18 protein-coding genes are annotated in these 20,534 nt (G+C 60.0%); 6 read left to right on the top strand and 12 right to left on the bottom strand.

Annotation, left to right across the window (positions count from 1 at the left end):
• Window positions 1-296: 296 nt before the first annotated feature.
• Window positions 297-839, top strand: coding sequence for a hypothetical protein (locus tag ACBR42_RS00090; RefSeq protein WP_282761128.1), 543 nt, complete (start codon window positions 297-299; stop codon window positions 837-839).
• A 520-nt stretch (window positions 840-1,359) separates the two neighbouring features.
• Here the strand turns inward: ACBR42_RS00090 and ACBR42_RS00085 are convergent.
• The 4 genes from ACBR42_RS00085 to ACBR42_RS00070 all read right to left on the bottom strand — a co-directional run bounded on the left by ACBR42_RS00085 (window position 1,360) and on the right by ACBR42_RS00070 (window position 6,638).
• Window positions 1,360-3,027, bottom strand: a complete 1,668-nt coding sequence (locus tag ACBR42_RS00085) for an OprO/OprP family phosphate-selective porin (protein ID WP_102323400.1) — start codon at window positions 3,025-3,027, stop codon at window positions 1,360-1,362.
• Between the two features lie 167 nt (window positions 3,028-3,194).
• Window positions 3,195-4,205, bottom strand: a complete 1,011-nt coding sequence (pstS, locus tag ACBR42_RS00080) for a phosphate ABC transporter substrate-binding protein PstS (RefSeq protein WP_371207153.1) — start codon at window positions 4,203-4,205, stop codon at window positions 3,195-3,197.
• A gap of 243 nt (window positions 4,206-4,448) precedes the next feature.
• Complete coding sequence (locus tag ACBR42_RS00075) at window positions 4,449-5,906, bottom strand: mannose-1-phosphate guanylyltransferase/mannose-6-phosphate isomerase (protein WP_102324762.1); 1,458 nt, start codon at window positions 5,904-5,906, stop codon at window positions 4,449-4,451.
• A gap of 63 nt (window positions 5,907-5,969) precedes the next feature.
• Window positions 5,970-6,638, bottom strand: a complete 669-nt coding sequence (locus ACBR42_RS00070; protein WP_102324763.1) for a hypothetical protein — start codon at window positions 6,636-6,638, stop codon at window positions 5,970-5,972.
• A 183-nt stretch (window positions 6,639-6,821) separates the two neighbouring features.
• Between ACBR42_RS00070 and ACBR42_RS00065 the strand changes: the two genes are divergently transcribed.
• A complete protein-coding gene (locus tag ACBR42_RS00065; RefSeq protein WP_371206995.1) occupies window positions 6,822-8,093 on the top strand; it encodes a histidine-type phosphatase in 1,272 nt (423 codons plus the stop codon).
• 9 nt (window positions 8,094-8,102) lie between these two features.
• Here the strand turns inward: ACBR42_RS00065 and ACBR42_RS00060 are convergent, their stop codons facing one another.
• The gene (locus ACBR42_RS00060; protein WP_371206994.1) at window positions 8,103-9,455 is read right to left on the bottom strand and encodes a site-specific DNA-methyltransferase; all 1,353 of its coding nucleotides are present in this window, start codon (window positions 9,453-9,455) and stop codon (window positions 8,103-8,105) included.
• 197 nt (window positions 9,456-9,652) lie between these two features.
• Here ACBR42_RS00060 and ACBR42_RS00055 point away from each other — a divergent pair, with 197 nt between their 5' ends.
• Window positions 9,653-10,603, top strand: coding sequence for a glycosyl transferase (locus ACBR42_RS00055; RefSeq protein WP_371206993.1), 951 nt, complete (start codon window positions 9,653-9,655; stop codon window positions 10,601-10,603).
• On the opposite strand, the gene ACBR42_RS00050 is transcribed toward ACBR42_RS00055, so the two are convergent.
• From ACBR42_RS00050 to ACBR42_RS00040, 3 genes are read right to left on the bottom strand one after another with little or no spacing between them, the layout of a single operon-like run.
• Entirely contained in the window at window positions 10,580-10,852 is a 273-nt protein-coding gene (locus tag ACBR42_RS00050) for a hypothetical protein (protein WP_102324767.1), read from the bottom strand. The two genes, ACBR42_RS00055 and ACBR42_RS00050, sit on opposite strands and share 24 nt — an antisense overlap.
• Window positions 10,853-10,880: 28 nt before the next feature.
• Window positions 10,881-11,036 (bottom strand): hypothetical protein, encoded by a 156-nt coding sequence (locus tag ACBR42_RS00045; RefSeq protein ID WP_162900393.1) that lies wholly within the window; start codon window positions 11,034-11,036, stop codon window positions 10,881-10,883.
• 21 nt (window positions 11,037-11,057) lie between these two features.
• Window positions 11,058-11,342, bottom strand: a complete 285-nt coding sequence (locus tag ACBR42_RS00040) for a hypothetical protein (RefSeq protein ID WP_102324768.1) — start codon at window positions 11,340-11,342, stop codon at window positions 11,058-11,060.
• Window positions 11,343-11,475: 133 nt separating this feature from the next.
• Between ACBR42_RS00040 and arfB the strand changes: the two genes are divergently transcribed.
• Window positions 11,476-11,883 carry an alternative ribosome rescue aminoacyl-tRNA hydrolase ArfB gene (arfB, locus tag ACBR42_RS00035; protein ID WP_371206992.1) on the top strand — a complete coding sequence of 136 codons (408 nt, stop codon included), beginning with the start codon at window positions 11,476-11,478 and terminating at the stop codon, window positions 11,881-11,883.
• 21 nt (window positions 11,884-11,904) lie between these two features.
• Here the strand turns inward: arfB and ACBR42_RS00030 are convergent, their stop codons facing one another.
• The 4 genes from ACBR42_RS00030 to ACBR42_RS00015 form a co-directional block, all read right to left on the bottom strand.
• Window positions 11,905-12,570 (bottom strand): HAD family phosphatase, encoded by a 666-nt coding sequence (locus tag ACBR42_RS00030; protein WP_102324865.1) that lies wholly within the window; start codon window positions 12,568-12,570, stop codon window positions 11,905-11,907.
• Window positions 12,571-12,969: 399 nt separating this feature from the next.
• Window positions 12,970-14,466 (bottom strand): efflux transporter outer membrane subunit, encoded by a 1,497-nt coding sequence (locus ACBR42_RS00025; protein WP_102324770.1) that lies wholly within the window; start codon window positions 14,464-14,466, stop codon window positions 12,970-12,972.
• A 4-nt stretch (window positions 14,467-14,470) separates the two neighbouring features.
• Window positions 14,471-17,596, bottom strand: a complete 3,126-nt coding sequence (locus ACBR42_RS00020; RefSeq protein WP_371206991.1) for an efflux RND transporter permease subunit — start codon at window positions 17,594-17,596, stop codon at window positions 14,471-14,473.
• A gap of 6 nt (window positions 17,597-17,602) precedes the next feature.
• On the bottom strand, window positions 17,603-18,745 hold the full coding sequence (locus ACBR42_RS00015; RefSeq protein WP_102324772.1) for an efflux RND transporter periplasmic adaptor subunit: 1,143 nt from the start codon (window positions 18,743-18,745) through the stop codon (window positions 17,603-17,605).
• A gap of 190 nt (window positions 18,746-18,935) precedes the next feature.
• Here ACBR42_RS00015 and ACBR42_RS00010 point away from each other — a divergent pair, with 190 nt between their 5' ends.
• Together ACBR42_RS00010 and ACBR42_RS00005 are read left to right on the top strand one after the other, a co-directional pair.
• Entirely contained in the window at window positions 18,936-19,637 is a 702-nt protein-coding gene (locus tag ACBR42_RS00010; protein WP_371206990.1) for a TetR/AcrR family transcriptional regulator, read from the top strand.
• Window positions 19,638-20,028: 391 nt separating this feature from the next.
• Complete coding sequence (locus tag ACBR42_RS00005) at window positions 20,029-20,472, top strand: Arm DNA-binding domain-containing protein (protein ID WP_371206989.1); 444 nt, start codon at window positions 20,029-20,031, stop codon at window positions 20,470-20,472.
• Window positions 20,473-20,534 lie beyond the last annotated feature (62 nt).

Below are 20,534 nucleotides of genomic sequence, written 5' to 3'. Positions count from 1 at the left end.
CAGACCACGAACGCCATGGCTTCATGGCGGCGGCGAAAGTCGAAGTGGTATGAATCCTGGGGCCGTGGGTTCGAATCCCGCCGCGGACACCACCTTTCGGAACGTGGCCTTATGGCCTGACGTGAGCGCCGGGATATGCGCCGCCACGTTGAATGATGATCCGAAAAACCGATCCGTATTATCCCCGGTTTCTTCCGTATTGACTGGACGATCAGGTCCCGCAAAATCAGCATGGATGCTATCAGCCATGATGATATTTGTGCCCCCGTCGCCCGGGGCGAATGGAACGACCGATCATGATTGCCTATTCCCCGCGCCTGCCCCTTCTGGTTACGGCCCTTATCCTTGTGGCGGCCAGCCTGCCGGTTGGCCCCGCTGCCGCCCAGCAGGCCGAACAGCATGGGCCGACCGCCGAACAGAAGGCGGAAATCCAGCGCGCCGTGCATGAAGCACTCCAGCACGATATACAGACCGTGGCGCAATACAGGCTGCCTACGGATTTCTTTGCCCGCATGCTCCCTATGGTCCGCCAGATCAGGCGCGCCCATATCACGGCCCCGACCCAGACCCAGAACATGACGCTGGCGACAACCATCCGCCGCACGCAGGCGATGCCGGAACTTCAGCCCATCCTTCAGCAGTACAACATGTCGGCGCAGGATTTTGTCATGGCGCTGACCACCTTTGAAATGACCGCCGCGCGGATGCAGGAAACACCCCGATCCAGAAAGGATGCACCTGCGCTTAACCGGGACAATGTGAAACTGATCCAATCCCATCAGGCCCTGACGCAGGCCCTGCTGCATGATCTTGATGACGAGCAGGAATGGCTGCAGTAAATGCCTGTTACTGAAGACAGTTTTTCCGGCGATTGGGCTTAAACCACCCGGATCGGGCATTCCGTAGCCGGTTGGTCGCTCCCAAGCCGCGCAACATAGCGGACACGAAGGACTGTGCAACAGGCTGCCCCTGCGTGACACGCCCCCGGAATCCGGGTCGTCAGCGGGACCAAAAATGCCATGGCGCGGCAGGTGAAAGAATGTAGCCCGGCCCGATGGTGCATCCGCAGTTATAGGAAACGCTCTTCCCATGCTACGTAATGCCAGTCCATCCAAGGTATCATACGGACGTATCATGACAATACTTCCACCTGTTTTTTAACAGACGGAAATATACTTACGTCATGGGACCATTGTACATGGCCAAATTAAATATTATATCCAAAAAACAGACAGAAATCATAAGAAAGTTTTTGGTGAAGCTTTTTCAAAAAACTTCGAAAGGTGTTGCCTCTTTAAAAAGAGGCAACACCCAAAATATTTCGCCGTTTTTTATGAATATTTCTTTTCAGAAAATATTTTAGAAAGCGGCCTGAATACGTCCAGCGACGGAGTTTCCGTCCCGCCCGACCAGATCGTAAAGCTGGCTGTTGCGGCTGACGATGATGTGGTTGAAGTCAAGCATGAAGCGGAAGTGACGGTTGGGATACCAGTTCAGCCCCGCCGACCAGACCGTCTGCTGCCCGCCACGCACGGCGCCTGCAGTGTTCAGGCCACTGTTCAGGTCCGCCACGCTGTATCGCGCGGACAGTTCCAGCGCGCCCCAGTACCCGTGCAGCGGGTCGAACACATGGTCCACACCCGGCGCTGCGAAGGCGCCTTCCTTGATGTTGTAGCTTCGGCCCTTGCCGAACAGGGTATAGTTGGCAGCGCCGTAATAACCGGAGAAGTTCACGCTCTGCTGGTTGCCGACATTGCCGCCGGTATTGTCGCCACGGGTGACGCCGATATGGTAGTATTCACCCTTCAGCACCAGCCGCTTCCAGCGGAAGCCCAGTTCGGGACCCGCCGACCAGATGCTGCCCACATTGCCCACGGTCTGGTTCAGGAACTTCGTCGTCGTCAGGTTGACTTCCGGCCCTTCGGCAAAGGCGTAGCTGCGGCCATTGCTCTTTTCCGCAACCTTGAAGGCGCTGATGGCCGACAGGCCGACATGCACGTCAATGTCCTTGGACATGTACGGACGACCCGCGACACGGAAGGTCGCCCCCGTCTGGCTGTCCGTCACCCCGGTACCGTTACGCGCGCCATAGCTCTGCCCGGTCAGGTAACCGGCGATCCACCAGCGCTTGTCGTAATGCAGGCCACCGATGCTCATGCGCGCATCGCCTGCCGCGATGTTACGCACGATATCGGTGATGGCAGGACGTTCCATCATCTCGAACTCGTTCGAGCTTTCGGAATCTTCTTCCGTCACGCGCGGCTGGAAGTAACCCGCCGTCAGGATCGTGTTGTGGAAACCGGCATAGTTGACGTTGGCTTCATACAGCGTGGTCGACCCGTCCGCCGACCCGTTGCCGAAATCGGGCGTGATGTTGGCGATCCAGTCCTTGTAACGGAACGAGATGGGAATACGCAGGCGACGGGCGTTTTCGGTCAGGCTGGAGAAATCGCCACGGGTTTCGCCCCGGCGCGGCGACATGCCCATGAAGCCGCCGATATCTTCATGGAAGGCCAGGCCGATGGACATGGCATACATCCCGTCCTCGGACGAGATGGTGGGACGGCCACCGGGGAAGCCGATCATCATGCCCCCCATATGCACGGCCTCTTCCTTCTCGTTCGCCGCCCGGAAGGACGCCCAGGAGGACGAGACGCCACGATCCGACGGCGGGGTGCCCAGGTCGGCCTTCTGCATCACGCTGCCCAGGTTTCCGCCCATGCCGCTGTCGCCGCCGATATGGATGTCCTGCGCATAGCTGTCGGGCAGCGGCTGGCCCTTGCTGGCCGCCACGCGGCGGGCCTGGGCTGCATTGGCCGCCGGGGTGTTGTGCGCTTCCGCACGGACAAGGCGCTGGCGCAGCACGCTGATCTGGCCCGACATTTCACGGCGCATTTCCTGCATCTCGTGCTGCAGGGCGAGGATCTGCGCATCCGACGCGGATGCCGCATACGCCTGGTTGATCGAGGAGAGACCCCAGATGGCAGAAGAACCCAGCAGAAGCGATACAGCAGACCGGCGAATCATATTAACCATTCCGTAATGAAGGATGGGTTCATTTAGAATGGGCGCACAATTCTGTGTGTTATGTTTCCAATACAGTTTTATGAAGGATTTATGACACGACGATTGCATAAAAAAATCCGCCCGGAATACGGGCGGATTTCCTTATTACTTCCGGTTTTGCCGGATTATTATTTGGCACTGTCCCACTGACGCAGGATGTCAGTCTTAACATTTGCCGGGACCGGCACATAATCCAGACGCAGCGCAGCCGCATCACCATTCTGCAGCGCGTAGCCGAAGAACTTGCGCACCGCCGCGCCATGTTCAGCCTTGGCCGTGGGCACGGGCACCAGCACATAGGTGGGGGACACGATCGGCCACGCACCCGCGCCATTGGTGTCCAGCAGGTCAACGGCGAAATGGGACGCATCCTTCCAGTCCGCGGCTTTGGCAGCGCGGCTGAAGCTGTCCATGCCGGGGGCCACGTAAGCGCCGCTGTGGTTCTTCAGCTTCACGGTGGTCATGTGCGCGTTGGCGGCGAAGGCATATTCAACGTAGCCGATCGCGCCTTCGGTATTGCGCACGGAAGCGGCCACGCCGTCATTGCCACGCGCGCCGATGCCGCCGGGCCATGCGATGGAAGCGCCCGTGCCCTGACCTTCGCGCCATTCAGGCGACACATGGGCAAGATAGCCGGTGAACACTGCCGTCGTGCCCGAACCGTCGGCGCGATGCACCGTGGCGATGGCCGTATCGGGAAGTTTCACGCCGGGGTTCAGCGCCACGATCTTGGGGTCGTTCCACTGCTCGATCTCGCCACGGTAGATGGCGGCCAGCGTCGGGCCATCAAGCTGGATCTGGTTGGCATTGATGCCGGGCAGGTTGATGACCGGCACGATGCCGCCCATGACGGTGGGGAACTGGAACAGATGGGCGTTTTCCAGCTTCTGCGTTTCCATCGGCACGTCGGACGCGCCAAAATCAACTGTCCCGGCAAGGATCTGGTTCTGGCCCGCGCTGGACCCGACTGTCTGGTAATTCAGGTTAACGCCAGCAGCACTGCGACTGTCTGCCCCCCAGGCTCCGTAGATGGGTGCAGCAAAGCTGGAACCGGCACCTGTAATATCCGCAGCATGCGCCATGACCGGCAGGGCGGTTGCCAGCAGGGCACATGTTAGAATTCGAGCAGGAAAGTACATAATACTCATGTTCTCCGACATGAAGAAGACAGACATGTCTGGCTATCCAGCAGACACGCGAATTAATAAATAAGGGGATGTATAAATAAAAATGATATGTCCATGACAGTTTTATGAAGGAAATATGAACCCCTCCGTCATGGCAACAGTTGTCCGGTGCCGCGTATCCCATGGCCATAAAAAAGGGGGCACGCACGGCCTGCCGCCATATCGTACCCCCTTTTCACCTGTGCCCGGAAGGGATCAGGAGCGGCTGTACACGTCTTCCAGCCGCACGATGTCATCTTCCCCCAGATAGGGACCGGACTGGACCTCGATCAGGGTCAGGGGGATGCGACCGGGATTTTCCAGCCGGTGCACGGCGCCCAGCGGCAGGTACACGCTTTCATTTTCCCGCACGAGGATCGTTTCCTCGTTACGGACGACCTGCGCCGTGCCTTCAACCACCACCCAGTGTTCAGCGCGATGGAAATGCTTCTGCAGCGACAGTTTCTGTCCCGGTTCCACCACGATCCGCTTGACCTGGAAACGGCTGCCTTCAATCAGCGATTCATAGAACCCCCATGGCCGGTAGCAACGCCTGTGGGCTGTTGCTTCCTTGCGGTGGGTCCGCTTGAGTTCGGCTACGATATTTTTCACATCCTGCGCGTGGTCACGATGCGTAACCAGAACCGCATCTTCATTCACGACCACCAGCAGGTCCTTGACCCCGGCGACGGCGGTAAGGATACCATCGGTCCGGACGTAGCTGTTGGTGGTGTTGTTCATCACCACATCACCGCTGACGACATTGCCGTTCCTGTCCTTGGGATTGAACTCCCACAGCGCATCCCAGCTACCGACATCGAACCAGCCGAAATCGGCGGGGATGACGGTCATGAGATCCGTACGTTCCGCCACCGCGTAATCGATCGAGATCTCGGGCGATGCAGCAAATGCCTCCGCATCCAGCCGGTCGAAATCGATATCCGTCCTGCGCCCGGCCATGGCCTGCCCCACGGCAGCGACAATGGCAGGTTCGAATTTCTCCATTTCCTGCAGCAGTGTGCGGGCGGTGAAGACGAACATGCCGGAATTCCACAGGAACCGGCCGGATTCAAACATGGCGGCCGCGCGGGTCGCATCCGGTTTTTCGGTAAACTGTGCAACGGCGAACGCGCCGTCATATCCGGGCAGGCTTTCGCCCTTTTCAATATAGCCGTAACCCGTTTCCGCCTTGGTCGGCATCATCCCGAAGGTCACGATGCGCCCGGCACGCGCCACACGCACGGCCAGATCAAGGGCGGGGCGGATATTTTCCGGCTTCATCATCGCCGCATCCGCCGCCATGACCCACAGGACCGCGTCGGGATCGGTCTCGGCCGCCAGAAGGGCGGCGGCGACGATGGCGGGGGCGGAATTGCGTCCCATGGGTTCGAGCAGGATACGCGCGCCGGTCACGCCAACTTCACGCAACTGCTCGGCCATGATGAAGCGGTGTTCGTTATTGCAGACCACGATCGGCGCGGCAAAACCGGGGCCATGGCTGCGCAGCGCCGTTTCCTGCACCATGGTATGCTGCGAGACCAGCGGCCAGAACTGCTTGGGATAGGAACTGCGCGACACGGGCCAGAGCCGGCTGCCACTTCCGCCCGACAGGATAACCGGAACCACCGGCTCGGGCAGATGCTGTTCCGCTAGTTGCGTAGTGGAGGAGGGCATTATTACTCCTGAAAAAGGATAGACCTGGGAACTATTTGCACAACCCATATTGCGCCGCGGCGATCACTGTACTTTCTGCATGGTCCTGCGCAGAACATCAAGCGAGGCGCGAAGCTGCATCATCTGTTCAAAATCCGCAATCTGCTGGTGACGGTCCGCAAACAGGATGGCATCGACATGAATGACCAGTTTGCGCAGTCGCCAGAACTGTTCAGCGTCCATAATCAGCGTGCGGGACATGTCTTCCAGCGCGCCGACCTGCACATATTTGGTATTGTGAATAGGGTCGTCGTGCAGTTCTTCGAGAAAGATCGGTACAAAACATAATTCAACGTTACACGGCGCGGGCACGAAGGGACGTGTTTCATGCCCGTCGTAAACCTTGACGCGGCTGATATCGAACTTGCGATATTCCTGCAGCAGCCACGCCTTCTGGGCCGGTGGGGCGATCCGGTCGAAATCCTGACGGGTCACGTCAAGAAAAACGCGGCGGTCCCTTATGATCGTCTGGTCATCATCGGCAAGCTGACGGGCATAGGCCGCTTCTTCCTGCGAATGTTTTATCAGGATGTTATGACGGGCGAAGTTCACGTCGCTCTGGCTGGTCCAGTTCAGGTAGGCCGCAGCACCACCAACCAGCCCCAGCAGGACCGGCACTGCCGTACATGCCCACCAGTGCCGCCGGATGAACGCCACAATTCCCGTGGGCCGATCTGTCCATACCAGTTCCATAAACCGCTTCCCCCTGCCCGCGCCGCGCGCCAACAGGAATGCATCACGCGGCGAAGCGTTTCCCGCCCCACAGGGGACGCGCCGTTTTTTTCAGCTACGACACGTTAGCAGAACATCGCTTATCGTGTCATGCGTGGATCATTTCCTGCCCATCCCGTGCCCTTTTGTGTGGGATAAGGCTGCATGCCCAAGCCTGCTTTCCTGCTATCCGCCCTGCTGATTCTGGCCTGCGCGCCATGCGCCCTGCCATGTGCCGCGATGGCGGCGGACGACACACGCCCCACACTTGAACGGGTGGTTCTGATCGCGCGCCATGGCATCCGCAGTCCGACCCGGTCGATTACGGACCTTGATGCCCGGACCCATCGGATCTGGCCCGCATGGCCGGTCCCTCCAGGTGAGATAAGCGCACATGGCAGGGACGACCTGAAACTGATGGCCGCGGCGCTGGGCCAGCATTACCGGCACGAAGGGCTGCTGCCCCGGCAGGGATGCACGCCCCTGATGATAAACGTATGGGCTGACAGCGCGGCGCACCGCACGATGGAAAGCGGCGCCATCATGGGCCATGCGATGGCACCCGACTGTCCCGTACCAGGTGCCAGCCTGCCCGCAGGCACACATGACCCGCTATTCAACAGCTTGCCAGATCCGGTTTCTCCCTCCCTTCAGGCCGCAATCATGACGGACCTCCGCATGGCTATTGCACATGACCTTACCACGCGTCCCGCTGATGTGGACCGGGCGTCAGGCATGCTTCAGGCCGTGATAAACCCCGACGGATGCGAAGCGGGCGGCCCCTGCTTCACCACCCCGGACGGTGCGACGTGGCAGAAGAACGCTCCCCGCCTGACAGGGGGGCTGCAGGACGCAGCCGAGATGGCGGAGGACATGCTGCTGGAATACGCGCAGGGCCTGCCTGTGTCCGCCATTGTATGGGGGCACGATACGCCACGCCGGATCATTGATGCCGTCATGCCTGCCCATAACCATGCCAGCCGCCTGTTACGCCGGATGCCGGTTTTCGCGTTTGCACGCGGGCACGGGCTTGCACGCATGATAACCAGTCTGGTCTCCGCCCACGCCGCGACCCTGCCCGATGGCAGTCCGGTTGCCGCCGCTACGCGGATGATCGTATTCGCCGGGCATGACACCACACTGGACATGCTGGCGGCCATTTTCGGACTGGACTGGTCTTTCCCCGACCTGCCGGACCCGACCGGCCCGGATACCACGCTGGGATTCGAAACATGGCGCATGCCCGACGGGACGCGGCGCGTGCGGGCCGTCATTTTTCATCAGGGGCTGGAAGCATTGCGTAAGGGACAGGCCATTACCGCCCAACCCGATATCCTGCCCATGACTGCGTGCCATGCCGGACAGGACGGACGTTGTTCACTGGATGATTTCAGCCGGATTTTCAATGCCCGACTGGATGCCGCCCGTATCCGGTAAAACGCGCTGTTACGGCGTTCCTGCCGCGGCAATGACCGAAGAGGCGGGGCTGGCGGATGGCACGAATCGGCAGAAGCGGAAACCTGCATCCTGCTGGCCCTGTTCCGCCAGTGCATGGGCAAGACGGGGCTGGGTAACGGTGGTGGCGATCCGTTCATCCCGTTCCATCAGGATGAAGCGCCGTGTCCCGCCATCAGCGGCGTTCAGTTCCATGACCGCCTGCCCGGTCGTGCCTGACCCGCCAAAGGCGTCAAGCACCAGCGCATGCGGGTTGGGACATAAAGCACCAAGCAGATAACGCACCAGCGGTACGGGCTTGGGGTAATCAAAACGCACGCCCTGCCGCGCCAGATCGGCCGCCGCCTGCTGCACGGTTCCCATCCCTTCCAGCACGGTCAGGATATGGCTTGATGCCTCATTACGGTCCTTTTCCATGAAAACCGCACCGCTGGGGGTCAGGTAGAAACGGGTTTTCAGGCCCCGCCGGTCCGTAATGTCACGAAAGCCACCGGCAATGAACGCCATGCACTGCCTGCGTGAACTCCATCCACTGCGCAGGACGACAGGTGCGACCAGACGGCTGTTGCGCACCACCATGGGGACATCAAAACGCGGCCAGAACCCTGCATGCCGGGGTGGAGAGATATCGCCATCTTCAAAAGCGGCAGGAAAGCCCGCAGGCAGCACAAGTTCGGATACCGGATTGCGGGGGCCGTTCTTGATAATGGTATTGCGTATGACCGGCCGCCGCAGCTTGCTGCGCGCGCCCACCTGCGGGGCCAGCACCCGCCCCGGCACGAAGCGCCGTGCGTCACGCGCGAACACCACTACATATTCGTGGTTGGTTTTGATGCGGCTGTGATTGTCGATATTGCCCGCATTGATCCAGACAAAAGTGGCGAGAAAGTTTTCCGGGCCAAATACGTCCTCCATCAGCAGGCGCAGACGCGGATATTCGCGGTCATCGATGCAGCAGGCGATCACGCCATTTTCCGCCAGCAGGCCCTTGAGCGCGATCAGGCGCGGATAGATCAGGCACAGCCACCTGTCCTGACGCGACAGGGTGCGCGCAGCCGGACCAAGTGCTGCATCCAGCCAGCGCAGGGCCGGGGGCGCACTGGCGCTGTCATCATACAGCCAGTCCCGCCGCCCGGTATTATAGGGCGGGTCGATCAGAACCATATCCACCCGCCCGGCATGATCGGGCATCAACGTATGCGCGATCGCCAGATTATCGCCCTGAATGATCCGGTCGCGTCCCTTCCCGCATGACAGGACGGGATCGTGCATCAGGGTGCCGGGGACCATCCGCTCCACATAGGCCGCGACCGCGTGCTTGCCCTCCCATTCCAGCGTGGCCACGTGCCCTCCATCCCTGCTGCATTGTGCCGGCTACTATCGCGCACCCTGTGACGGAAGGGGAGGCTTCTACGCAAACCCATAATAGCATATCGATTACGGGTGATAATTTATTGGCAGAAAACGCATAAAACCGGGCGCGACACAGCACCATACCAAAGCCTGATAATGGACGATTTCCGCTTTGCGGCCTTACGCCTATGATGGCGGCCATGACACCGCCCGACAGCCCAGACACCGCCCGCCGGATTATCGTGACGGGATGTGACCACGCCTATTTTGAACTGGTTACGGAACTGATCGCATCCGTGCGCGACCATACCGATACCCCGATGGGCGTGATCGATTGCGGCATGGACCGTGAACAGCTTGCGTGGCTGGAGGCGCGGGGCATACGGGTCATCACGCCCCACATCCCGGATTACGCCCCGGCGCGGGCCGTAAAACGCAGGCCCAGCCTTGCGATCAATATCTGCAAATTATGGCTGGACCGGATGCTGCCCGATTTCGATCTGATCCTGTGGATCGATGCCGATGCATGGGTGCAGGACGGACAGGCCATCAAACGGATGTTTGCTGCCGCACAGGGCGGCACGCTGGCGATCGTGCCCGAAATCGGGGCCAAGATCGCCAATCTTCTGGGTGTACGCTGGATCTGCCCCGGCTGGATGCAGATCCGCTCCTTCCTGTATAAAAATGCCAGCCGTGCGCGACTGCCCTTTGGTATACGCAAGCGTATCGGGGCCAAGCCGCTGCTCAATGCCGGTGTATTCTGCCTGCGCCGGGACGCCACGATCTGGCCGGTGTTACGCCGCTGGCAGGCCCTGATCCTGCCCCGGCGCGGCATGGCCTTTACGCAGGACCAGCTCTGTATTGCGCTGGCAGTGTATATTGACGGGCAGCCCGTCACGTTTCTGGACAACAGCCATAACTATATCGGCCCGTGGCTGCTGGACAGCACGACGGGCCAGTTGGCCAACCTGTTCTTTCCGCACGCACCGGTGGGCATAGTGCATATGGCATCGCAGACCGCCATGCGCACCGCACTGGAAAACACCATGCCCGTCCCGACCGTGACGGGTGGGGAAGTATCCCTCAACCTGCGCTATAGCGGCCTGCGTAGGCTGTCAGCCAGCCGGGGCGCTGCCTGAAGCCTTTGCCCTGTCCGCTCCATGCGCGGCCTGCACCCGTTCGGCAGCGGCGCGAAGCTGGTCGGCAAGGTTAAGCGCCAGTTCCGGCGGCAGGACGGTTACAACCCGCCTGTCCCCCTTTGGCATATGTTCGGGCGCCGTGGCCATGAACAGGTCCAGCACCACAACGGTATCCTGCGCCGCTTCCGCGCCACAACTGACCGTAGGGTAGACAACCAGCCGTCCGGCGGCATCGCGTTCATCAGTCATAATGGAAATACCTTCTCAGCGGTCGGAACTATCGCGCGGTGGGGCTGCGTGTCTGTTCACGCCGCAGTTTCAGGTTCAGGTCCTGTATGGTCCTGCGTGCTGCGGCCAGTTCATCGCGCACGCGGGCCAGTTCTGCCTTCAGCGCCACGATTTCCGCGCGCAGGGCGGGTGGATGATCAGCCATTGGGAAACCCTTTCCTCAACATCATGACGTCTGGGTGGCAGATGCAAAGCGTGAACGCACCTGTTCAAACAGGGTTCGCGCCGCCATGTCCTTCGTATCGGTATGGTCGATATGATGGCGCATGCGGGCCGCGATTTCATCGGCGTGCAGCACCTTGGCATCCACCAGCATCTGCATAAGGTCCATGACCACGATCTGCTGTGCCGCAATCATCTTGACCACGGGCATCACCTTGGCCTGTGCTGCATCACCCGCTGCCTGCGCCAGGGCCTTGCGCAACTGGTCCGGGACTGCCTGATCGTTCATGGCTGTGCTACTCCGCTCTTGTCATCATGGGACAGGCATGGTGATAGCAAACAGCCTGCACAGCAATGCGGCCCATGCAGGACGGCCCAACACTGCACGCCGCACCATTCGTCAATCAGGACCGTAAACCGCCATGTCGACCCTCACCATCCCCGATGATGAATTACATGTGACCTACATCCTGGCATCCGGTCCCGGCGGACAGAACGTCAACAAGGTCGCAACAGCGGCCCAGCTCCGTTTCGATGCCCGCAACTCCCCTTCCCTGTCCGCACGTATCAAGCAGCGTCTGATACAGGTGGCGGGCAGCCGGATGACAGGGGACGGCGTGATCGTGCTGACCGCCCGACGCTTTCGCAGCCAGATCCGCAACCGGGAAGACGCGGTGGCGCGCCTGCACGAAATGATCGGACAGGCCAGTCAGGTACAGGCGTACCGCGTGCCCACGCGCCCGTCGCGCAGCCAGCGGCGCAAGCGGCTGGACAGCAAACAGCATCGCAGCCGCATCAAGCAGGGGCGCAGCACGCCCTATGCTGACTGATACCTGCCGCGTCCCGGCGTATCAGGCCGCTTCGCGCTTCTGCCGGGACATGATGCGCCGCAGCAGGGGCACGAATTCCGACAGGTGACCGATACGGTACAGCCCCGGCCATTCCGGCGCGGGCTTGTCCAGATCACGCAGCAGCACGCAGGCCATGCCGGCCAGACGGGCGGCTTCGACACCGGCATTGGAATCTTCCAGCACGATGCAGTTGCCCGCCGGGATATTGTCCTGTTCGGCCGCATACAGATACAGGTCGGGCCGGGGCTTGGGCATGTTCAGGTCGCGCCCGGAATGAATGCGCTCTTCATCGAGCATCTGGTCAAGACCCGTGCTGCTGAACTTGGCCTCCATCTCCGCCATGGACGAATTGGAACCGATACGCACCGGCAGGCCGAGCGACAGTGTCGCCTTGAGCATATCTTCCGCGCCATCAACGGTCTGGGCGTCGGTCTTCATCATGGACACGATGAGGTTCTGCACATGCATGTCCCAGTCATCGGGCAGCGTCGCACCGCTTTCCTGTGCGATACGGTCGCGAATCTTGGCCAGTTCGCCACCGGTAAACATTTTATTGGCCTGCTCGTCCGTAATGTTCCAGCCATATTTCCGGGCTTCCCGGGCCATGATGCAGGTGGACAGATATTCCCCGTCGACCAGAACCCCGTCACAATCGAAAATAACCATGCGCAATTCCCCATCGGGGCGCACGGCCGCAGGCAGTTGATTATCGGATTTGCTATGTAAATTCAAAGTTCAGACCCTACCTTTCATGCACTTCTTGTACGCCGGAAAACAAATCATATTGCGACAGAAGCCATGCATTATAGATATGGTACGATTTTCTGGATTGGAAGGATAAAATTTACATTTTTTCGTAATATATTAAATATCAGCAGATATTTATTATTTATTTCATTTAGATGTTTATTTATCGTTTACATAAACAAATCTAAAGTAATTTTATGTTTATGTTTTGTTAATTGTTCTGAATTTACTTAAATACTATTACGGCCCGCCATGTATATAACATGGTCGGGCCGTAATGTACGCCATGCCGGACCGATCGGACCCGGATGCGGTTTCCTATCCCTTGCGGGTGGGCGTCTGCCCTCTGGCCGCAACGGGCGTGGGGGTATGTTCGGTCCACCCGCCGCCCAGCGCCCGATAGAGGGTTACAAGGTTCTGGTAGCGTGAAACCGCAATGGAAATCTGCCATTGCTGCGCCTGCAGCATCGAACGCTGCGACACCAGCGAGGTCAGGTAGGAATCCGTCCCCGCCCTGTACCGCAGCATGGCCAGCCTGTACGCATCCGATGTCGTGGTCACGTATGTGTCCATCCGACCGGTTTCGTCACGATAGGTATCGCGCGCCGCCAGCGCATCCGCCACCTCGCGGAAAGCGGACTGCACCGTCTTTTCATACGCCGCCGCCTTGGAAGCGCGCATCGCGCGTGACGCCTTGAGGTTACCGCTGTTCTGTCCCCAGTTCAGCAGGGGAACCTGCAACTGTGGCGATACACCCCATGTCGTCGCGGCCGACGTGAACAGTTTGTGCGGCTGAAGGCTGCTGATCCCGTCCGACGCAGTCAGCGTGATGCGCGGATAGAACGCGGCCTTGGCGGCACCGATATCGGCATTGGCGGCCAGCAGGTCATGCTCGGCCGCCCGGATGTCGGGCCGGTGTTCCAGCACGTCCGCAGGCAGTCCGGGGGGCAGGTCCTTCATGATGGTCTGCTGCCCCAGCGGCTGGGCGGGAGGCAGGTTATCGGGGATCGGTTGACCGATCAGCAGCGTCAGCAGGTTTTCGTCCTGCGCCACGCGCCTGAGCGACTCATCACGGAACGCCCCGCTCTGCGCCACCTGCGTTTCCGTCTGCCGCACGGTCATCTCATCCGTTTCGCCATGGGCGAAGCGGGCCTTGACCATATCCAGCGTTTCCTGCTGGGAAGCCAGAGTATCATTGGACAAGCGCAGCGATGCCTGATCCCCCAGCCATGAGATATAGGCCGTCGCCACCTGCGAGATGATGCTGATCAGCATGGCCCGCGCGTTTTCACGCTGCATGAGCGCATGTTCCGCCGCTTCACGCGACATGCTGCGGATACGCCCGAACAGATCGATTTCGTAGGACGAGACGCCGATGCCCATCTGGTAATATTTGAATGTTGGCGGATTGCCGGTGTCCAGACCCGGCGCGAAGCTCAGACCGGCCGCACCGGACGGCCCTTGGAATATGGCCTCGCCACCGCCGCCGATGGCCGGAAACAGTCCGGCATGCTGGATATCGAACTGCCCCTGCGCGCGCCGGATGTCAGCCGCCGCCTGCCGCAGGTCCCGGTTTTCACGAATGGCGATGGCGATCAGCGCCTTAAGCCGCGGGTCGGTAAAGAAATCCGCCCAGCCAAGATCCGCCGCCAACTGGTTTTCCAGCACGGGCTGACCGGTATTGGCATAGGCAGGCCACGCCTTGGCCATGGGTGGCGCCGGGCGCTTGTACTGCGGGATCATGGTGCATCCGGCCAGCAGGACAGCCGCGATGCCTGCCGCCCCCGCGCGCTTAAGGGTGGGGAATACGGTCATCTGCTTACTCCTCCACCGTGCGTTCTGACATGCGCCGCACCCGGCACACACGCAGCACGACCACAAAAAACAGCGGCACGAAATATACGGCCAGCAGCGTGGCCGTAACCATGCCGCCCACCACCGCCGTGCCGATCGCAACACGCGCGGCGGAGCCTGCGCCACTGGCGATGGCCAGCGGGAACACACCCACCACGAAGGCGATGGACGTCATCAGGATCGGACGCAGCCGCTCCCGCCCGGCTTCCAGCACGGATTCTTCCAGTGTCGCGCCGTTCTCGAAAAATGCCTTGGCGAATTCCACGATCAGGATCGCGTTCTTTACTGCCAGCCCCACCGTAGTCAGCAGCCCGACCTGGAAATAGACGTCATTGGCCATACCACGCAGCAGGGTCGCCACGATCGCGCCCAGCACGCCCAGCGGGATGACAAGCAGCACGGCAAAGGGAATGGCCCAGCTTTCATACAGCGCGGCCAGACAGAACAGGATCACGACAAGGGCCAGTGCGTAAAGCGGACCGGTGGAAGCGCCCGACGCCATCTGTTCATAGGACAGGCCCGTCCATTCATAGCCGACACCCGGCGGCAGCTTGGCAAGGATTTCCTTGATGGCTGCAATGGAATCGCCCGAACTGTAACCCGCTGCGGGCTGGCCGAGGATTTCAAAGGCGTTGAGGCCGTTATAATCCTCCACCTTCTGCGGCCCGACGATCCACTCGCCGGATATGAAGGCGTTGAACGGCACCATCCCGCCGGTGATGTTGCGGATATACCATTTGTTCAGGTCATCGGGGATCATGCGCGAATCAGGCGTGCCCTGAATATAGACCTGCTTCACACGGTCATCGCGCAGGAACTGGTTGACGTAGATGGAACCCAGCGCCCCCTCGATCGTGGTGTTGATGTCCGCGATGGTAATACCCAGCGCGTTGGCTTTTTCACGGTCGATATTCAGATGGAACTGGGGCGCATCCTCCATACCGTTGGGACGCACGGCGGTCAGGCGATGGTCCTTTGCGGCCATGCCCAGCACCATGTTACGCGCTTCAAGCATTTTGGCATGACCCAGATGCCCGCGATCTTCCAGTTCAAGGTCGAAACCGGTGGCGTTGCCCAGTTCCAGCACGGCGGGCGGGTTGATGGCGAATATCTGCGCCACCGGGTCCATCCAGAAATGCATCATGATGCGCATGGCGATCGCCGCCGATGTCTGGGATGCGGCGGGCCGGTCATCCCAGTCCTTCAGGCGGATGAAGAAGGCGCCAGCACTCTGCCCCTGCCCCGCGAAGTTGAACCCGTTCATGGCGTAAACGGATTCAACATTCTTGCCCTCGGTCTTGAGGATGTAGTCGGTCACCTTGCGGTTGACGGCCGCCGTCTGTTCCATGGGCGTGCCAGCAGGCATGGTCACCTGACCGAAGATCAGGCCCTGATCCTCATCGGGCAGGAAGCCGCCGGGCAGGCGCATGAACAGCCAGCCCACACCTGCGGTAATCAGCACGAACACCAGCATGGACAGCCCGGCATGCCCCAGCACGCGGGTCACACTCTTCTGGTAACCATTGGTCAGGCGCGTGAAATGGCGGTTGAACCAGCCTGCGGCCCCCGTGGTCTTTTCATGGGTGCCGGGCTTGAGCATGGTGGCGCACAGGGCGGGCGTCATGACCATGGCCACCAGAACCGACAGCCACATGGCCGCGACGATGGTGATGGAAAACTGCCGGTAGATCACCCCTGTCGAACCACCAAAGGCCGCCATGGGCAGGAACACCGCCGTCAGCACCAGCACGATGCCGACCAGCGCGCCCGAGATTTCATCCATTGACTGACGGGCGGCGTCGCGTGGAGACAGCTTCTTTTCCGTCATCACACGCTCGACATTTTCCACCACCACGATGGCGTCATCCACCAGCAGGCCAACCGCCAGCACCATGGCCAGCATGGTCAGCGTATTGATGGAGAAACCAAGGGCGGCAAGAATGCCGAACGTGCCCAGCAGCACCACCGGCACGGCGATGGTCGGAATAAGGGTGGCGCGGAAGTTCTGCAGGAAGACCAGCATCACAAGGAACACAAGGGCGATCGCCTCGATCAGCGTGATGATGACTTCCTTGATCGACAGAACGATGAAGGGCGCCGTATCCAGCGGATAGACGGTTTTCAGCCCCGGCGGGAAGAACTGTTCCAGTTCATGGATCTGGGCGCGCACCGCATTTTCCGTCTGGAGCTGGTTCGCACCGGGGGCCAGTTTCAGCGCCATGCCCGAAGCGGGCATGTTGTTGTAGAAGGAATCGGTATTGTAGGTCTGCGGTCCCAGTTCCACGCGGGCGACATCACGAATGCGCACCTGCGAGCCGTCGGGCTGGACTTTCAGCAGGATCTTCTCGAATTCACCGGGTTCATGCAGGCGCGTCGGCCCGATGATGGTGGCGTCAAGCCGCGCACCGGAAGATGCGGGCAGGCCACCAAGCTCACCTGATGAAACCTGAATGTTCTGTGTCTGGATCGCGGTCTGCACATCAGCCACGGTCAGGTTGTATTTGTACAGCCTGGACGGATCGAGCCAGATCCGCATCGCGTATTCCGCGCCGAACAGCGTATGGTCGCCCACGCCGGTCACGCGGCTGAGCGGATCGGAAATGTTCGAGGCCACATAATCGGCGATATCCGCGCCGCTCATGCTGTTATCGGTCGAGATGAAGGCAAGAACCATCATGAAGTTCTTGACGGCCTTCGTGATGCTCAGACCCTGCGCCGTCACTTCCGTCGGCAGCTTGGGCTGCGCAAGCTGAAGCTTGTTCTGCACCTGCACCTGCGCAATGTCGGGGTTGGTCCCCTGTGCGAAGGTCAGGTCGATTTCCATCTGTCCGGATGCGTAGGACTGCGCGGAAATATATTCCAGATGATCCAGCCCGAACATCTGCTGCAGGATCGGGCGCACCACCGTATCGTTCACCGTATCCGCGGACGCACCGGGATAGGTAACGGTGATGGCGATCTGTGGTGGCGCGATGGCGGGGTACTGCGCGATGGGCAGGCGCAGGATGGACACCCCACCCACCAGCATGATGATCAGACCGATCACCCATGCGAAAACGGGCCGGTCGATAAAAAAGCGCGACAGAGACATGGGGGATTATCCTGCCTTGGCCTGCGGGGACACATCGATGGGTGTCACCGTGTCGCCGGGATGGATCTTGAGCACACCTTCGACGACAACGCGTTCGCCATTCCTGATCCCGTCGGTCACAAGCCAGTTCGTGCCAATGGCCTGCTGTGCCGTCACCGACCGGATACTGACCTTGTTGTCGGCATCGACCACCCAGACCTGCGGATCACCGTGTGAATTGCGCTGCACGGCTTCCTGCGGCACCAGCAGGGCTGCTGGGTCCACGCCTTCGGCAAGCTGGGCATGGACATACATGCCCGGCAGCAGCAGCCGTTCCGGGTTTGGCATGACCGCACGCACGACAACCGTGGCCGTGGCTTCATCCACGTTTACTTCCGAAAACTCCATGCGACCGGCATGTTCGTACGTTGTGCCATCTTCCAGCGCGATGGTGATGCTGGCGGCATTGTCGCCCGCCCGTGTCAGCCTGCCCTGCGCCAGTTCCCGACGGAAGCGCAGCAGTTCGGTCGCGGGCAGGTTCACGTCCACATAGATCGGGTCAAGCCGGGTCACGATCGCCACATTGTTCGTCTGGTTCGTCGTGACCAGCGCGCCGACCGTCAGGATCGAACGGCCAATACGGCCGCTGATGGGTGCATTCATGTGGGTATAGCCCAGATCGACATTGGCGCGCTCAAGCTGGCCCTTGGCCGTCTCGACATCGCCCTGGGCCTCACGTTCGGCGGCAAGGGCGTCGTCATATTCCTGCTGGCTGACGGCATGGGCCTTCAGCAGCGGGCCATAACGGTTCAGCTTGGCGCGTGCCGTCATCTCACCGCCCTGCGCGTGGAGCAACTGGCCCTGCGCCGCGTCCACCGCGGCCTGATAGATGCGGGGGTCGATCTGATAAAGCTGCTGCCCGGCCTCGACATCCGTGCCTTCGACAAACAGGCGCTTCATGATGACACCGCTGACCTGCGGACGGACCTGCGCGATTTCGAACGCTTCGGTACGACCGGGCAGTTGAGTATGAATTTCCACCGGCTGGGTCTTGAGTGTTACAACCTTGACCGGCTGTGGGGGCATTTTGGGGGGCGCAGCGTGCCGCTGACAGGCCGCAAGGCCGAGAATCAGAGCCGCCGGGGCTACGACACGGGAATATTGCATCATGGTCACCAACCGGCTTGCATGCCGTTATATAAAATGTTTCTGAATCACAGCCGTGCTCACTGCTGCACATGGCCGCCATAAGAAAGCCAAATAACGAAACTATTTGGTTTTCAATGAATGGAAAACTATATCGTCTCCATAAGGCGGTCAAGCAGCGCATCCATCCAAAAGCGGTCGGAGCATATTACGAATGAGCAAGAACGGGCACGAAGCGCGGTTATCCGCCCCGCACAATTGCGACGGCCGACGGCGCGGCCCCGGTCGGCCACCTGAAATGGAAGAATGCGAACGCCGGGAACGGATTCTGGATGCTGCCTGCATGGCCCTGCAGCAATGTGGCTATCACGCCGCATCCATGGACAGGGTGGCCCAGCTTTCGGGCATGTCGAAGCGGACATTGTACCAGATGTTCGAATCCAAGCAGGACCTGTTTCATACTCTGGTCAGCAGCAGGCTGTTCAATGTCACCCCTGACAAGTGTCACCACATGGATGACCCGGCGCAGGAACTGACGGAGCTGCTCCTGAACCTGGGCAGCATCATCCTGCGCCCCGACCGTATAAGCCTGATCCGGGCGCTGATTACGGAATCACAGGAATCAGAGGACATCCGTCGCATCCTGACCACCCTGCGCGCGGGGGGAAAGGACAACATCCTGACCACATGGCTGGATCGTTATGTCCATCACAAGCAGTACGTGGTGAACGACATATCCATGTACAGCAATATGCTGTTTGGCATGACCATTGGCGATCTCATGCTCCAGAGCCTTGCCTGCGCATCCGAAACCTTGTGGATCGAACAGAACATGCGACCACGCTTCCAGCGTGCGGTACGCATTTTTCTGGCGGGCTTCGCGCAGGGGTGCAACTGCCCCTGTGTCCCTGCCTGAACCCGGTATTCGTTTCGATCAGATTAGGCCTGTTATCCGGAGGCACCCTGTGATCCAGCAGGACGTTCCTGCCTCCGGCTCCGAAGAGGAGTTTCCTGCTGCACATTATGAACAACAAAAAACCCGCCTGTTGAGGCGGGTTTATCGTGTCCGATCAAGGACTTATGCTTGGTTGCGGGGGTAGGATTTGAACCTGCGACCTTCAGGTTATGAGTTCCAATCTAATACTTACATAATTTCCGTACAGAGCCGATTTTTTTACGATAAATGGCGGTTTTTCTTAAGTTTTCACTCGGTTCCCGCTACACTCTCCCACGACTGGAATCGCCCGATTTCACTCCCAAATGATTCCTATTTGATTCCAGTGATTCCAACCGGGAGAGGATATTCCATGGTCAAGATCACGAAACGTTCCGTCGAAGCCGCCGCTAGAACCGGCAAGGAATATTTCCTCTGGGATGACGAGCTTCGGGGCTTTGGTCTGAGGGTCCATCCCTCAGGGCGGAAAATCTACCTCGCCCAGTTCCGCGCGGGCGGGCGCATCCGCCGGGTCAATATCGGACCACATGGTCCCCTCACCCCGGATCAGGCTCGCACCGAGGCCATGAAGCATCTTTCCGATGTCCGGCTGGGCAGCGATCCGGGCGCACAGCGCGACCGCCTGCGCGTCGCCGCGACCATGAAGGCATTCGGCAAGCGGTTCCTCGACGAACATGTCACCTCGCACTGCAAGCCATCGACCCAGTATGAATACCGCCGCTGTGTGGACCTGGAGGGATCGAAGAACTATTGGTCGATGTACCTTGGTTTTGATTTTGGGCTTTTGGCGTGCTGATTGACGCTATCTGGGGTAGCATTCGATCTGCGTTTTGAGCAGATCGAGTGTTGTCCCCTGCT

The organism is Komagataeibacter sp. SM21 (genome assembly GCF_041402665.1).
In the GTDB taxonomy this organism is placed as follows: domain Bacteria; phylum Pseudomonadota; class Alphaproteobacteria; order Acetobacterales; family Acetobacteraceae; genus Komagataeibacter; species Komagataeibacter saccharivorans.
Note: the sequence above shows the minus strand (reverse complement) of the source record. Positions and strands in the feature narration are given on the sequence as shown.